Below are 14,116 nucleotides of genomic sequence, written 5' to 3'. Positions count from 1 at the left end.
AAGCGATGATACAGACTACGAGCCTTTCACATCTGGACCGAGGGAAATGGAAGCCGGTTGCGCCATACGTGTTGATTTGCATTGATTGTCCGCCAAGGATGCCATGGAAGCACACCCTATTCGGGTAGCGCTTTTGGAAGTGAAATTGATATTTTGAGGGCATTCTCCACCCACAATCGATCAAAGCCTGCGTTCAAGGCCGACACCAGTGCCCTTTCCAGTCTTGTACCGAACCCCTCGCTGGGTTGGTCATCATGATACTCATTACCTGTTTCAAGCCAATAAATGAAAATAGTGTCAGACGACTCTTGAATATCTATCGAAAGCTCGCGTTCAGAACTCGCTAATGCACCGTGCTTGGCAGCATTCGTTGTCAGCTCATGCAAAAGCAGCGAGAGATTTGTCAGCGACTTTCCTGTGACGGCAGGATCATGGCCCGTGATATGAAAATTGTTTTCACCATAAGGCTCTAGAATAGTACGTAACAAGTTCTGCAACGGGACCGACGAGATCGTAACATCGGCATCATCCCATGTCGGCATCGTCAGTTCATGCGCCCTGGCAAGTGCGGCCAATCTCGCCTGAACCGCCTCGCGAAACTCATCAACCTGCGTAGCCGATCTTGCGCTCAATGAGACGATTCCGTTTGCCAGAGCGAACAAATTTTTCACGCGATGACGCATTTCGCCCATATGGAGCTTTTGTTGGCTTTGAGCCTCCAAGCGCTCGCTGATGTCGCGAGCAATTTTTGATGCACCAATAATAACGCCGTTTGTGTTTCGAATAGGTGAAATCGTTAATGAAATATCGATTGGCGTACCATCTCTCCGCTTCCGAACTGTTTCGAAATGATCGACTCGGTTTCCCTTTCGAATTTCGCTTAAAATAGCTGGTTCTTCGTCAAGCCGATCTTCTGGTATCAAGATTGTGACCGGCTTTCCAATGACTTCCTCTGCATGATAACCGAATAGGCGCTCGGCACCTCTATTCCAGCTTCTAATAATGCCATTCAGATCCTTGCTAACGATGGCGTCGTCTGAACCGTCAACAATTGCAGCGAGCCAATCCCGTGGATCGAGATCGGTTTCGCCGAGTTGTGGTTGCGAAGCAGGTGTTACCGACAACAAAATGCGATGTTTCGCGTAAGCCGAACCAAGTCGATCAGAGCCAATTTGGTCTTTATTTTTTTCCATTGTAGGCCGCCCATTCTAAAGTCATGAAAGAATATTAATTGCTCAGAACACGATATCAATTCCTTAGATCCACGTAATGTGTGAAGTGTTTTCCTTTATTCAAATTCTGGATAATCGCCCTCCATACCGGTTCTTCGCCTAACAATGTGATGAACTGTTCACTGCTAAATATCGCCATATCGCGTGACGAGCACCATGATGTGCTTTCGTCGGTCTATAGCGGTACATTAAAGGACCGATTTTTGACGGTCAGCACGAGCCGTTTTCTATTTGCAACGGTAATAGGGCGTCCGAGATAATCTGCAGTCGAAATCATGCTTTCGTCTGGTTTGCTACCGCATGGACATCAAACGCACTGATTGCCAGTCAAGAATAGGCTATACGCGCCTTTATCGTCCATATGCCAGCCCTCCCAGAGGACACGAACTGACGGTAGCCCCCTAGCCAGATTCGGTTTCCGTCACCAACAATGGCGTATCTGTTGTATGATCACAGATTTTGATACAATTTATGCGGAAGTATTGGAAGAAGCCCTGATTTTGAACAGTTGCTCATGAGTATACCAGGTGGGTTACTCTCCTAGGCAGTGGTTGGTGGCGACTTCTTGCTGGGAAAAAGGAGTTCAGTATGTACAAGCATATCCTGATCGCAACCAATGGTTCCAATCTTGCTGATCGCTGTGTTGAGCAAGGGCTGGCTCTGGCAAAAGCGTTAGATTGTGATGCGACAGTAGCAACAGTGACTGCACCTTACAGCAGCGCCGGTATCTTTGGCGGAATGTTTGATGATGAGGCCATCGTAGTTAGATATGATCAAAGCTGGAAAAAACATGCGGAAAGTATTCTTCAGAATGCCCAGGACAGAGCGCGGAAAATCGATCTCGATGTCAACGTTCTGCACTTGGTCAATCCAATACCATCGGATGCTATTCTAAAAGCAGCAGACTCGATCGGATGCGATCTTATAGTTGTAGCAACTCACGGATATTCTGGGGCGCAGCGCCTGCTTCTTGGTAGCCAGGCAAATGAGATTGTCACGTTGGGTAAAAAGTCAGTCCTCATCGTAAAATAGGCTACAAAAATAATTTTCGCATCAGGAGACGCGTAAAATGGCGTTTCAGTAGAAGATGTGTGTGACTTCTAAAGAATAGAGAATTTGTAAGCACTCACCAGACGTAGCAGATATACTAAAAATACACCGCGACAGTTTATGTCCCAGAAATACCTGATCATCACTCAGAGAGCCCATGGAACAGCACAACTCGCCGCCTTGCCACGATGGACATCTACACCGTCCTCAGACTTTCCTGCGCGTTCTTGGTCCGGGACTTGTTACAGGTGCTGCGGATGATGACCCGAGCGGGATCGTAACTTATAGCCAGGTGGGAGCGCAGTTTGGCTATTCGCTCGGATGGACCATGTTGTTCAGCTATCCTTTAATGGCTGCGATGCAAGGTGTGAGTGCTGGTATCGGCGTCGTAACCGGACAAGGAATTGCGCAAAACTTGCGCCGACATTATTCGCCGTGGTTACTGCGTGGGACGGTTGTATTGCTATTCCTCGCAAATTTTATCAATATAGGGGTGGATCTTGCAGCAATGGGGGCTGCAGTGCGGCTCTTCGCAGGCGGGCCCGAAATCCTCTACACTTTAGCTTTTGCAGTTCTATGCGTGACGCTTGAAGTCATGGTGAGCTATAGGCGCTACGCCGCAGTTCTCAAGTGGCTAACCCTTTCGCTATTTACATATGCGGCAGTGGTAATGACAGTGCATGTACCGTGGGACGTAGCCTTGCGAGGTGCACTCATACCCAGCCTTGTTTTCGACAAGGAGCATGCCATGGCTTTGGTCGCACTATTTGGCACAACGATCAGTCCCTACCTATTTTTCTGGCAGGCAGGAGAAGAAGTTGAAGAGTTGCATCGCCGACATCTCGGGCGTTTAATTGCATCGCCGAAAACAGCTCACACGGAACTTAATAGAATCAAGATCGATACTTTGATCGGAATGGCGATCTCGAATGTAATCGCGTTGCTTATTATTATTGCAACGGCATCCACACTGAATGTCAACGGTATAACCGAAATCGGAACTTCGGCCCAGGCTGCGGAGGCGCTGAGACCGATTGCCGGAGAGTTTGCATTCGTTGCCTTTGGCGTCGGCATTATTGGCACCGGGTTGCTCGCTGTTCCCGTATTGGCGGGGTCGGCTGCTTACGCCGTCGCGGAGATGTTTGGATGGCCTGAAGGACTTGTTCGGCGTCCTCGCGAAGCCAAGGCGTTCTATGGCACGATCGCTATTTCAACGATTGGTGGGGTCATTCTCAGTTTAAGCGCAATAGACCCGATACGCGCCTTATATTGGTCGGCATTTCTCAATGGTGTGCTGGCTACACCTCTGATGATAGTCCTGCTGGCAATGGCAACCAACAGACGTATCATGGGGCGACTCACAGCACCCATTTGGATGGTTAGTCTGGGGTGGTTGACAGTTTTATTTATGTCACTGGCAACTATAACTTTTTTTCTTTTATGATAATTGTATCAAGTTCTGCTTAGAGACTGCCCGTTCATTGAACAGGCCCGAGATGCACGGGCTGTCGGATGGGCAATCATTCAGTTTTCACTTGGTCACTGCTGTGGGAGGCTGCCAATTGGTTAGTTATCTGACGCCAATAGAGTTGCGATACAGGATATATGACGCAACCATGAAGATTATCGCAGCGAATATACGGTTTAAAATGTTCTTGTATGCGCTCAATCGCGTGGCGAGCATCATTCCGAGTACCCCTCCTATGATACCACCTCCGATGAACTCACCAGCAAGCCACCAGTCGACAAGACCGGAACTGGCATAATTCAGAGCCGTGGCCAGTCCGAAGGCCCCCACGGAGAGAAGGGATGTGCCGACTGCGTTGATCATCGGCATACCTGTTGCCAACATCAAGCCGGGCACAATCAGGAAGCCGCCGCCGATACCGAAGAATCCTGATGCCGCACCCGAAGCGAGAGCCACTGCTGCCGTTACGAGACACATTCTTAAATCGATCGGGCGGCGCTCCACGTCCAATCTCTTTTTGGGCTTCAACATGAACAGACCGACGACGATCATGAGGATACCGAACAAAAAGATGAGGCGATCACCGTCTAGAGCTTTTCCGAGACTAGATCCGATAATTGCCCCTATAACGCCTAGTGCGGAGAAGACAACACCACAACGCCACCAGACGTGACCCTTCAGAGCATGGCTCGTAAAATTCGCGAACGCGTTGACTGAAACAGCAAGTGCACCCGTACCGATGGCGAGATGGGGCTGGCTCACACCGACGACATAAAGGAGCAACGGTGTAGCGAGGATGGAGCCGCCGCCGCCAAGCAATCCCAGCATAAAGCCAACAACACTTCCGGAACCCACCGCCGCAAGGATGGAATTACTCAACACCATAGGATCCTAACTCTCTCACGCACTGTCAGCGCTCATTTCGCCTTCTCCACGCAGAAGATGTCGTAAAGGGAGGCGACCAGTTGCGCTGCCTTTTCTTCTGTGAGGCGATAAAAAATCTGTTTCCCCTCCCGTCGCGTCTCGACTATTCCGGAACTGCGCAACACCGTTAGATGCTGCGACAGGTGCGGTTGATGAACCCCGATCTTTTCTTCCATCCTACCAACGGAATACTCGCCTTCCACCAAGGTACAAACGATCATCAGACGCGCTGGATGGGACAACGTCTTGAGCAGGTCTGCGACTTCGTTCGCGCGCAGAGATAATTCAACTGAAGATAGTCCATCTTTCATCATCGTTATGCTGTTCACGGTCATTCCCATGCAGCCCCTTCCAGAGCATCCAGCGGAAACTTCAGATAGCGCTTACCGTTGGCTTCTGGCTCAGGTAGACGTCCACCACTTATGTTCACCTGCAACGCATGCAAGATGAGCCTTGGCATTGGCAGCGTTTTGTCGCGCTTGGTCCGTAAGGCAACGAAGGCTTCTTCCGATACGCCCGCCAGGTGCGGATTGTGCTTCTTTTGATCAGACACTGTACTTTCCCACCGCGGCTTACGACTGCTCGGTTGGTAATCATGTCCGGTGAATAGCCGCGTCTCATCGGGAAGTGCTATGATATTCTGGATTGACCCCCACAATGCTCGCGCATCGCCGCCGGGAAAATCGGCCCGTGCCGTACCGCTGTCGGGCATAAAAATTGTGTCGTGGACAAATGCCGCGTCGCCGACCACGTAAGTGATTGAAGCGAGCGTATGTCCCGGCGAGAACATAACTCTGGCATCGATGGAACCAACCTTAAACGCCTCACCATCGGCAAAGAGCCGATCCCATTGCGAGCCATCTGTAGCTAGTTCGGGCCAGTTGTAGATCTCCTTCCACAGCTTCTGGACTCTGATTACATGCTCGCCTATCGCCGTCTTTGCGCCCGTTTTCTCCTTGAGATACTGAGCTGCGGAAAAGTGGTCGGCGTGTGGATGAGTGTCGAGAATCCATTCGACCGTCAGGCCACTATTGCGGACGTAATCGAGAATTGCGTCTGCATTGATCGTCGCCGTGGCCCCCGACTTTTCATCAAAGTCGAGAACGGGATCTACAATGGCGCAAATACCGGTTGCCGGATCGGACACCACGTACTGAACACTGGAGGTTCGCTTATCGAAAAAGCCTTTTACCCGCGGTTGATGGTCAGCAAAGCGTTTAAGCCACGATACTGCGACACTGGTATCAAAGCCGAGCTGATGTCCGAATGGTACGACGTCTTCAACAGACATGCGTCCGTCCAATACCTCGCCGATCAGATAAAGGCTGAGCGAGCGCATACCCGTCTTGCAATGCGCAAGCACTGGGCCATCGGATTTTCTGACCGCCGCCTGAAACGCACGCACATCAGCTTCAGTGATCGTATTCATTGTGACCGGAATATACGCATAAGAGAGATCGGATTGGTGGGCTGCATCGCATTCAGCCTGGTTTCCAGGCTGGTCTGCGCTTTCATTATCGGGACGGTTGTTGATCAGCGTTTTGAAGCCGCTTCGATCGAGTACACTGAGTTTTTGCGCGTTTGGCTGCGAAGATACCGACAGCTTCTCAGATATTCTGGTGACGGGCATCGTTGCCTCCGACGTTAACATTATATAATATACTATAATGTATAATGTTAACTTTTCAAGCCTCCCTCGAACAGGCAGATCCTCAAAACCTGCGCATAAACTCTAACGAAAAAGGTAAAACCCCAATCACCGGAGAAGAATTCTATAACTTCAAATTTTCAGTCCACTGGCAAAGGGTCTCGATAGCGGTATGATGATATGAATCCAACGTCCGGAGGTAGCTCAATGAGCCGATTGCATACAGAAAACCACCTCGTATCTCGGATCGGATGGCTTCGCGCAGCGGTACTCGGCGCCAATGATGGCATTGTCTCAACGGCGAGCCTCATTATGGGCGTCGCATCTGCTTCAACGGGAACAACACAGATAATGGTCGCTGGCATCGCGGGCCTTGTCGCAGGCGCGATGTCCATGGCGGCGGGTGAGTATGTTTCCGTCAGCTCTCAATCCGATACGGAGTTGGCAGATCTTGCCAGAGAGCGCAGGGAACTCGAATCTCAGCCCGAAGCAGAGCTCGATGAATTGATGCAAGCCTATATTGATCGCGGCCTAACTTCGGAATTGGCGCGGGAGGTGGCAATACAGCTGACCTCACGCGATGCTCTGGAGGCACATGCCCGTGACGAACTGGGAATTGTCGAACACATGGAAGCACGGCCTGTGCAAGCAGCACTGACCTCAGCGGCCACGTTCTCGATTGGGGCCGCCCTACCCTTGCTGATGGCGTTCATCGCGCCTCCCTCGATCTTGCTTTATGCGGTTGCTATCTCTTCCTTGCTGTTTCTAGCTTTACTAGGCGCAATCGGCGCCAAGGCGGGAGGAGCTAATATGCTTAAGGCAACCGTTCGCGTCACTTTTTGGGGCGCATTGGCCATGGCAATCACGGCTGGTATTGGGGCCCTAGTCGGCACAGCGGTCTGACCGTCGATCTGAGTTTATAGGGAATACATATGTAAAGAAGAATTACTGTAGTCGGTCAGAGGCAGGGCTCTATAATTTGCTCATTCTATAGGTCGGGGGAGACTATGAAGATGCGGTTCTCGGTTGAAGATCGATCAAAAACAATCCTGCTGATTTTTGCCTTGTGCGGACTTGTGATGGGGCTCGGCTTGCACTTTTCCGGCTACTTCTCGGGAGCACGGATAATCTGGGCCATTGCCACTTTGCCTGTGCTGGGATCTTTGCTCGTCGAGATTCTCCGGAGTTTATGGCGAAAGGAGTTTGGGCTGGATATCGTCGCGGCGATGTCGATGACGGCCGCGCTGGCATTTGGGGAAATGCTGGCGGCTTCGATTGTCGCTCTCATGTATACTGGGGGAGCCTTTCTTGAAAGCTTTGCCGAGGGACGAGCACGCCGTGAGATGCATGCTTTGCTGTCCCGCGCACCGCGAACAACAATGCGATATGTCGATGACCATCTCGAAGAGATTGCCGTCGAAACTATTCGTCCGGGTGACCGCCTTCTGATCCGTCAGGGAGACGTCATCCCCGTCGACGGAAGTATCACTTCCGTAAAAGCTTTCGTAAACATGTCTGCTTTGACGGGAGAGTCACTTCCGATTTCGCTTACATCCGGAGCCGATGCTTTGAGCGGATCAGTAAATGCTGGCGATGCCTTCGATATTGTTGCCAGACACGAAGCAAAAGATAGCACCTACGCTGGCATTGTTCGGCTCGTGGAAGAGGCCCAGCATTCGAAAGCCCCGATGTCTAGGCTAGCAGACCAATGGTCTATCGGCTTTCTGATAGTGACCGTCTTAATCGCCTTCGGCGCGTGGTTTTTCACGGGAGACCCGATTAGGTCGGTCGCCGTTCTCGTCGTGGCGACACCATGTCCTCTCATCTTGGCGGTGCCAGTCGCTCTTGTTGCGGGACTATCGCGCGCCGCTCATTTCGGCGTGCTGGTAAAGGGTGCTCGTCCATTAGAGAACATGGCCCGTATCAATACGCTGGTACTGGACAAGACTGGAACACTGACAGATGGCCGCCCACAAATTACTTCAATCAATGCGCAGCCAGGATTGAGCGAAAATGATCTACTGCGTTTCGCCGCCTCCCTTGACCAAGTGTCCAAACATCCGATGGCGCAGGCTCTTGTACTGGCCGCTCAGCGGCGCGGTATAGATCTTGTATTGCCGACCGATGTAAGCGAACTGGCCGGAGATGGCGTGGCGGGCTGGGTCGATCGCAAAAGCGTCGTTGTCGGTGGACATAGCTTCGTTGAGAGACAGGTCAATGCAAAACTGAGTGAAATCCCCCATAGAGAAGCTGGAGCGGCCCTGGTTGCAGTCGCAATAGACGCCAGGATTGCGGGCTATATCATCATGGCCGATCCCTTGCGCGGCGAAGTTGTCGATACGTTACGGGGATTGCGCAAGGACGGCGTAAAGCGAATAGTGCTGGCGACAGGTGATCGTGATGCGGTGGCCAAACGCATCGCCAAGGGTTTGGGGCTCGATGCCGTCTACTCGAAGCTTTCGCCCGATCAAAAGGTGCTGACCGTGCTCAGCGAGCGTAAGAACGGCCCCGTGATGATGGTCGGAGACGGCGTCAACGACGCGCCCGCACTTGCAGCGGCTGATGTTGGCGTTGCCATGGGTGCGAGGGGAGCGGCAGCCTCGGCAGAAGCGGCCGATGTCGTTCTCCTCGTAGATAGAATAGATAGACTCCGCGCCGGGATTGAAATTGCCAAGCGGTCAAGGCGCATTGCTGTCGAAAGTGTAGTGGTTGGGATTGGTCTTTCTGTAATCGCCATGATCGCAGCCGCGTTCGGTTATCTAAAACCTGTTCAGGGTGCATTGCTCCAGGAGCTGATTGACGTCGCTGTCATCCTCAATGCGCTTCGGGCGTTGAGAATCTCCCCCAAGATCGGCTAAAGGGCGTCGTGGTACACCAGAATTTGAACTGGTGAATAAGTCACCTACAGCTTCGCACCCAATTGTCGTTCCTGCAGCACGCAATAAGAACAGAACATTGAAGCTTAACCGGCTTGCCAGTACCGCGCCGGTCTTCGAACCTAGCACCATTAGCGCTGTTGCCCATGCATCCGCTTCGGCACAGGTACGTGTCACGATTGTGACTGACGCCGGAGGCTCCATCACGGGAGCACCGCGAAGCGGGTGCATGGTGTGCGACAGGCGGTAATCGTTGACATTAATCCAATGCCGATAATCGCCCGACGTGGCGACCGACGCATCCTGAAGAGCCAAAACCGAGTGGGCTGCGCGACGATCATAGTCAGGAGCCTCAACTGCAATCGACCAAGGACTCCCATCTGGCCGCAACCCGAGCGCCCGCATCTCCCCATCGATTCCGACGAGGCTGGACGAAATCCCGAAAGACAGTAATGTCTCCGCCAGACGATCCACGCCATATCCCTTGGCAATTCCATTGAGATCAAGCGTGATGGGAGCCGACTTTCGCACCATTCCCAGCTTGACGTCCAGTTCCAGAACGTCATGGGCTGGTCGGCGCTCGCGCTCGAGCGCTGCTCGCATCTGCTCAGGGACCGCCTCTGACGCCCCGAAACCCCAGGCGCTTACGGCATCCCCCATGCCGATATCAAACGCGCCGCCCGATGCACGGCTAATGTCGAGCGCAAGGCGCAAAACGTCCAGCAGTTGCTGCGGCACCTTTATCCAGTGTCCCACCGGCGCGGCGTTCACCTGCATTAGATTACTATCCGGCTTCCATGTTGACATCTGCATGTCCACCGCGTCCACTGCCGCCTGAAGTGCGGCCCGAACGGATTGTGGATCGAACTCCGCTGCTTGGTAAAACAACGCTGACCAACGTGTACCCATGGTAGGCCCGCTCAAAGCGTGACGTTGCTTCTCAGTAGACGTCTTCGACATAACGTCCCTCCGCCCTGAGTTTGGCCAATGTCAGCCCCGTGGAACCCAGAATATCGGCAAGAACCAACGAGACTCCGTTGGCCATATCGCGTCCGCCACATACCATGATCCGCGCCCCCTCCTGAATCAGCCGAGTGACGTCATCCGCTTCTTCCCGAAGAGCATGCTGCACATAGCGCGGCATTTTCCCGCGTGAACAACAGGAGCTAATGTGCGCAACTTGCCCCTTCTGCTTCCATTCATGGAGTTCGTCGCCAAAGAAAAAATCGCTATTCGTCTGGCGCATTCCAAAGAACAAATGGATCAGGCGATGCCGCGTATTGGCACGGATAAAACCCGCCAAAGGTGCGATTCCTGTTCCGGCGCCGATCAAAATCAGGGGCGTATGTGTCCGATCGTCCGCATGGAAACCGGGATTGCGACGCAGGAAAGCGCTGATCGTATCCCCGGGTTCCAGTTCCAGGAGCTGGCAGGAGCATAGCCCACCCGGATGTTTTCTCACGACGATCTCGACAAAGCCGTCGTTGCGTCCAGTAGCCAGCGAGTAGAATCGGGGCACGGTCGATCCCGAAGGAACGATGGCGATGAGATCGCCGGCCACAAAGCGCCCGAGTCCGTGGCCAAGCACTTGCCGCCAGAAGGAAAGCTTTGGCAAGGCAAAGCGCAAGATTGCTGCAGGTGCCTGTACTGCCGCGCCATAATCACGGCGCGACACAAGCGTGAGCGGGACGGCGGGGGGGTTAACGACCTGATGCGTGAGTTCAAGATTTATGCCCAAAGCAGCACCCAGTGTCCGTCCCCATCGGGCAAAAGCCTGCGGCGACTGACGGTCCACCGTGTCAAAGGGTATGAGCATTCTCCATCCGACGGCATGCGCCGTATCCGTCACCGCTCGCGCGAATCCACAATAGGCTGGAAAGCTACTATCGCCAAAACCGAGCACAACCAGCGGAATTGCCGAATCCGCTGCCTGAGATAACAGTCCTTCGAGAAACCCCTTGGCCGAAGCGGGTGCATCGCCGTCGCCATAAGTCGCGGCCAGGATGAGGATGCGCCGCGCCTGCCCGTAACGGGCCGGGTCGAAAGCCGACATCGGCGCGGCATGGACGGCCTGACCGGCGTCGGACAGCGCCGCATGGAGCGTAGCGGCAAAGCCCCATGTGCTACCGCCTTCACTGCCGACGAGAATGATCGTCTCCGCCCGTCCCGCGGCAACATTTTCGCGAATGCGCGGCCGTCCGCGACGCCCGTCGAACCAGAGAACAACGCCCGTGCCCGCCATGACTGGTACACCAAGAGCCGCCAGGCCAAGGATCAGCGCCAGAACAGAAGCCCCCCTTCCCGTATGGAGCATATAAATGGTTTCCGACAGACGTTGCCATCCGGTCAGGCCGCTCCAGCCGAGAAGAGCGCCCGTGCCCTGATCGATATAGCCGGTGCCCCGATCGGTCTTAAGGGTGAGAATCTCCATCGGGTTGGATGGATCGGCGAATGACAGGCTGCGCATTTCCGCAACCGGTATCTGCCGCAGCGGTGCCATCGTCGCCGGAAGCGCTCCAGTCTGGCCGCTTGCCTCAGTCTGCATGACCGGCGAAACCGCACTATCAGGCAACAGATCGAAGGTGGAGGCCATCATCCACAAAGCCGTGGCCGAGGAAAGCAGCAGGCCTGCGACGGCCAGTCGGGCGACCTCGACATGCAGACGCCCGGAGAGCGGGCCACGCAGGCGCGAGAACCAGTGCTGCCACCCCCCGGCCCGACGTGCGACAAGCGCCACCCCGGACAGGCTCAGCACCAGCATGGCGGCAGCGCCCGCAGCCATGACCATGCGACCGCTATCATCAAGAAAGAGCGAACGATGCAGACGTGTCAGCCAGCGTTCGACTGGATTCGGATCGGCAGAAGCGATAGCCTGACCGGTGGCGGGATCGATGACCGCCGCCTGAGGCGCACCATTATCGAACCAATAGGCCGTCATCCGGCCAGACGGCGCCCGCCGGATTTGCTCCACCTGCGGATAGACCGCTTGAACACGCGCCGCCAGATCGGCGATCGTAAGTGTCACATCAGCCTGTGGAGACGAAATACTTTCGACAGCGGGAAAAATCGACAGTGCTGCACCGCTGATACTGAGCACAATCAGGAGCAACGCGGCAAGAAGTCCCGGCCAACGATGGATAACGCGGAACATAGCAATCACCGTTTATAGTGAATAATCGGCTGTTGCGATGTAACGGCGTCCTTTGACTGGAGCTTTCACACCGCCGGATGTCAGCGGTATAACCACCTCATTGGGACTGTCGCGCATGTCTTCCACCGCAGCGTCGACGTGCAATGTGTAGCCCGCATCAAAAAACGCATCGGCCAGATCAACTGTGATTTTAAGCGTCTTGCCCGTCCCGACGCTCGCGCCAGTGATACCATTGATTTCGCTCGTGTTGCCACCCGTTGCGCGATACCACCCAGACAGGTGTTCGTAATACTTGGATTTGCCACCAGCCATCCAAAGACTACCAGCATATTTGCCCTGAGCATCGGTGACGTAATAGGCAAGATAAGCGCCGTCCCCGCCATAGCTGTTCAGCGTCGTGGTCAGAGTTACGGGTCGCGCCATGGCGATACCCGGAAGCGTAAGTGCCGTGGTCATTGACAATACTGCGAGAAGTACTTTCATGACAGACTACCTCTTTCAAAGAAACGGGCGCACGGACCTGAACCGGATCCGTGTTCATGCCAGCCACTCTCGCAAGATGAGCTGAACGCCGCCTGACACTGATGTAATTTCTGCTTCAGCGCTTTGTCAGGAAAGACATAACGAAAACGGTGGACCTGCCAGCAGGTCCACCGTTTTAAGAACCGACGATGCGGGCTGTTATCAATGCAGCGACATGCGCTTGAGCGTGCCGTCGCGCAAAACGAACTGGTGCCATATCGCCATCAGCGCATGAAGACCGGCCAGATAAAGAATGATGGTGCCGGCATTCTCGTGGAAGTCGGCGATCAATCCGGGGGAACCTTGCACTGGGGCCGTAATGGCTGGAACGGAAAGGCCGAAGAATGATATGGGAACGCCAATCCGCGAGGCGGCATACCAGCCGCTGAGCGGCAAGGCGAGCAGAAACAGATAGAGGATTGCATGACCTGCCTTGGCCGCAAGCGCAAGCATCCCTTGCATCGGAGATGCTGACGGCGCAGCGCCAGAAAGACGCAAGAGAATGCGTGGGACAACAAGCACGAGCACGGCAAGCCCTAGAGAAAAATGCAACATAGGCGGATTTTCCGCCATACGGCGTCCACCCACCGACGTCAACCATGCACCGAGGATCAACGCTGCGGTGAACCAGTGAATCACAACCATGCTTTTTGAATAACGATCAGGACTGCGAGGCATGACAAGTCTTTCCTTGACTGAAGGCGCTCTATTAGCGGAGCGCCGGGTGCTTATTTGGCAGGGAGTTTTCTCGAGCAAGCGGCTGGAAAGCATGCCGACGCAGCGCTTGACACCTATCCCTAGTTATCTCTTGATTTGCGACGGCGATCATCGTCGTGGTCGGATTCGCCGACCTTGTGTTTTATCTTGACTATAGCAAGCGTCGCCGGATCAACTTTGGCCCTGAAAGCAATTCCGGTTTTGTCGGAGCCGCGGACTTCATAACAGCCGTCGTCGATTTTGATCCGCGCTACGGTCCAGCCGCGAGAAGTAGCCATGGCCTGAACCGCGTCCCTGGATTGCCACTTGTCCATCGACACATGGCAGTCATCATCGGCTCGCGCCACGCCGCTTCCTGCTGTAATCAATAAAAGGGAGATTGCAGCAAGGTAATTTACCATCATATCATTGTTCCTGATCAATGCGCTTTGAAGAGAATAATGCCAGCCATTTCTGACGAACAGCTGAAGCTGGCAAGGATATGACGTCAGAGGAATGACAGGTTACAGCTTCAGTTAGAATATGTTC

Annotated in this window: 12 protein-coding genes and 1 pseudogene; 4 read left to right on the top strand and 9 right to left on the bottom strand. The window is 53.9% G+C overall.

The window, feature by feature from the left end; genetic code table 11:
* Positions 1-116 precede the first annotated feature (116 nt).
* Positions 117-1,193 (bottom strand): PAS domain S-box protein, encoded by a 1,077-nt coding sequence (locus KWJ32_RS22970; protein ID WP_151591338.1) that lies wholly within the window; start codon positions 1,191-1,193, stop codon positions 117-119.
* Between the two features lie 627 nt (positions 1,194-1,820).
* Here KWJ32_RS22970 and KWJ32_RS22965 point away from each other — a divergent pair.
* Both KWJ32_RS22965 and KWJ32_RS22960 read left to right on the top strand, forming a co-directional pair.
* Positions 1,821-2,264: a universal stress protein gene (locus tag KWJ32_RS22965; protein WP_151610519.1), complete on the top strand. Its 444-nt coding sequence runs from the start codon at positions 1,821-1,823 to the stop codon at positions 2,262-2,264.
* A gap of 175 nt (positions 2,265-2,439) precedes the next feature.
* On the top strand, positions 2,440-3,726 hold the full coding sequence (locus tag KWJ32_RS22960) for a divalent metal cation transporter (RefSeq protein ID WP_151591334.1): 1,287 nt from the start codon (positions 2,440-2,442) through the stop codon (positions 3,724-3,726).
* 126 nt (positions 3,727-3,852) lie between these two features.
* Here KWJ32_RS22960 and KWJ32_RS22955 read toward each other — a convergent pair whose 3' ends face one another.
* The 3 genes from KWJ32_RS22955 to blh are packed head-to-tail and all read right to left on the bottom strand — an operon-like array spanning position 3,853 to position 6,304.
* The gene (locus KWJ32_RS22955; protein ID WP_151610518.1) at positions 3,853-4,635 is read right to left on the bottom strand and encodes a sulfite exporter TauE/SafE family protein; all 783 of its coding nucleotides are present in this window, start codon (positions 4,633-4,635) and stop codon (positions 3,853-3,855) included.
* Between the two features lie 32 nt (positions 4,636-4,667).
* Positions 4,668-5,015: a sulfite-sensing transcriptional repressor BigR gene (gene bigR / locus KWJ32_RS22950; RefSeq protein WP_112591132.1), complete on the bottom strand. Its 348-nt coding sequence runs from the start codon at positions 5,013-5,015 to the stop codon at positions 4,668-4,670.
* The gene (gene blh / locus KWJ32_RS22945; protein ID WP_151610517.1) at positions 5,006-6,304 is read right to left on the bottom strand and encodes a bifunctional sulfur transferase/dioxygenase Blh; all 1,299 of its coding nucleotides are present in this window, start codon (positions 6,302-6,304) and stop codon (positions 5,006-5,008) included. Before blh ends, bigR begins: the two co-directional genes overlap by 10 nt.
* 225 nt (positions 6,305-6,529) lie before the next feature.
* Here blh and KWJ32_RS22940 point away from each other — a divergent pair, with 225 nt between their 5' ends.
* Together KWJ32_RS22940 and KWJ32_RS22935 are read left to right on the top strand one after the other, a co-directional pair.
* The gene (locus tag KWJ32_RS22940) at positions 6,530-7,225 is read left to right on the top strand and encodes a VIT family protein (protein ID WP_011983041.1); all 696 of its coding nucleotides are present in this window, start codon (positions 6,530-6,532) and stop codon (positions 7,223-7,225) included.
* Positions 7,226-7,335: 110 nt separating this feature from the next.
* Positions 7,336-9,180 (top strand): heavy metal translocating P-type ATPase, encoded by a 1,845-nt coding sequence (locus KWJ32_RS22935; protein WP_192799864.1) that lies wholly within the window; start codon positions 7,336-7,338, stop codon positions 9,178-9,180.
* 33 nt (positions 9,181-9,213) lie between these two features.
* Here the strand turns inward: KWJ32_RS22935 and KWJ32_RS22930 are convergent.
* From KWJ32_RS22930 to KWJ32_RS22910, 5 genes and pseudogenes are all read right to left on the bottom strand, one after another.
* Positions 9,214-10,158: pseudogene (locus KWJ32_RS22930) on the bottom strand (FAD:protein FMN transferase); the annotation flags it as partial.
* Entirely contained in the window at positions 10,139-12,349 is a 2,211-nt protein-coding gene (locus KWJ32_RS22925; protein WP_151610514.1) for a PepSY domain-containing protein, read from the bottom strand. The pseudogene KWJ32_RS22930 and the gene KWJ32_RS22925, both read right to left, overlap by 20 nt.
* A 12-nt stretch (positions 12,350-12,361) precedes the next feature.
* Positions 12,362-12,832 carry a DUF2271 domain-containing protein gene (locus KWJ32_RS22920; protein ID WP_151610513.1) on the bottom strand — a complete coding sequence of 157 codons (471 nt, stop codon included), beginning with the start codon at positions 12,830-12,832 and terminating at the stop codon, positions 12,362-12,364.
* Positions 12,833-13,033: 201 nt separating this feature from the next.
* Entirely contained in the window at positions 13,034-13,549 is a 516-nt protein-coding gene (locus KWJ32_RS22915; protein WP_151610512.1) for a cytochrome b/b6 domain-containing protein, read from the bottom strand.
* A gap of 119 nt (positions 13,550-13,668) precedes the next feature.
* A complete protein-coding gene (locus KWJ32_RS22910) occupies positions 13,669-13,989 on the bottom strand; it encodes a PepSY domain-containing protein (RefSeq protein ID WP_151592437.1) in 321 nt (106 codons plus the stop codon).
* Between the last annotated feature and the right edge of the window lie 127 nt (positions 13,990-14,116).

The organism is Ochrobactrum sp. BTU2 (genome assembly GCF_024539785.1).
In the GTDB taxonomy this organism is placed as follows: Bacteria; Pseudomonadota; Alphaproteobacteria; order Rhizobiales; family Rhizobiaceae; genus Brucella; species Brucella anthropi.
The sequence above is the reverse complement of the archived record's forward strand: the minus strand, read 5'-3'. Positions and strand labels throughout refer to the sequence as shown.

Coding starts and splice junctions, on each gene's coding strand:
- KWJ32_RS22970 (WP_151591338.1), bottom strand. CDS start 1,193: ATGGAAAAAAATAAAGACCAAATTGGCTCTGATCGACTTGGTTCGGCT.
- KWJ32_RS22935 (WP_192799864.1), top strand. CDS start 7,336: ATGCGGTTCTCGGTTGAAGATCGATCAAAAACAATCCTGCTGATTTTT.
- KWJ32_RS22915 (WP_151610512.1), bottom strand. CDS start 13,549: ATGCCTCGCAGTCCTGATCGTTATTCAAAAAGCATGGTTGTGATTCAC.
- KWJ32_RS22910 (WP_151592437.1), bottom strand. CDS start 13,989: ATGGTAAATTACCTTGCTGCAATCTCCCTTTTATTGATTACAGCAGGA.
- KWJ32_RS22965 (WP_151610519.1), top strand. CDS start 1,821: ATGTACAAGCATATCCTGATCGCAACCAATGGTTCCAATCTTGCTGAT.
- KWJ32_RS22925 (WP_151610514.1), bottom strand. CDS start 12,349: ATGTTCCGCGTTATCCATCGTTGGCCGGGACTTCTTGCCGCGTTGCTC.
- bigR (WP_112591132.1), bottom strand. CDS start 5,015: ATGGGAATGACCGTGAACAGCATAACGATGATGAAAGATGGACTATCT.
- blh (WP_151610517.1), bottom strand. CDS start 6,304: ATGCCCGTCACCAGAATATCTGAGAAGCTGTCGGTATCTTCGCAGCCA.
- KWJ32_RS22920 (WP_151610513.1), bottom strand. CDS start 12,832: ATGAAAGTACTTCTCGCAGTATTGTCAATGACCACGGCACTTACGCTT.
- KWJ32_RS22940 (WP_011983041.1), top strand. CDS start 6,530: ATGAGCCGATTGCATACAGAAAACCACCTCGTATCTCGGATCGGATGG.
- KWJ32_RS22955 (WP_151610518.1), bottom strand. CDS start 4,635: ATGGTGTTGAGTAATTCCATCCTTGCGGCGGTGGGTTCCGGAAGTGTT.
- KWJ32_RS22960 (WP_151591334.1), top strand. CDS start 2,440: ATGGAACAGCACAACTCGCCGCCTTGCCACGATGGACATCTACACCGT.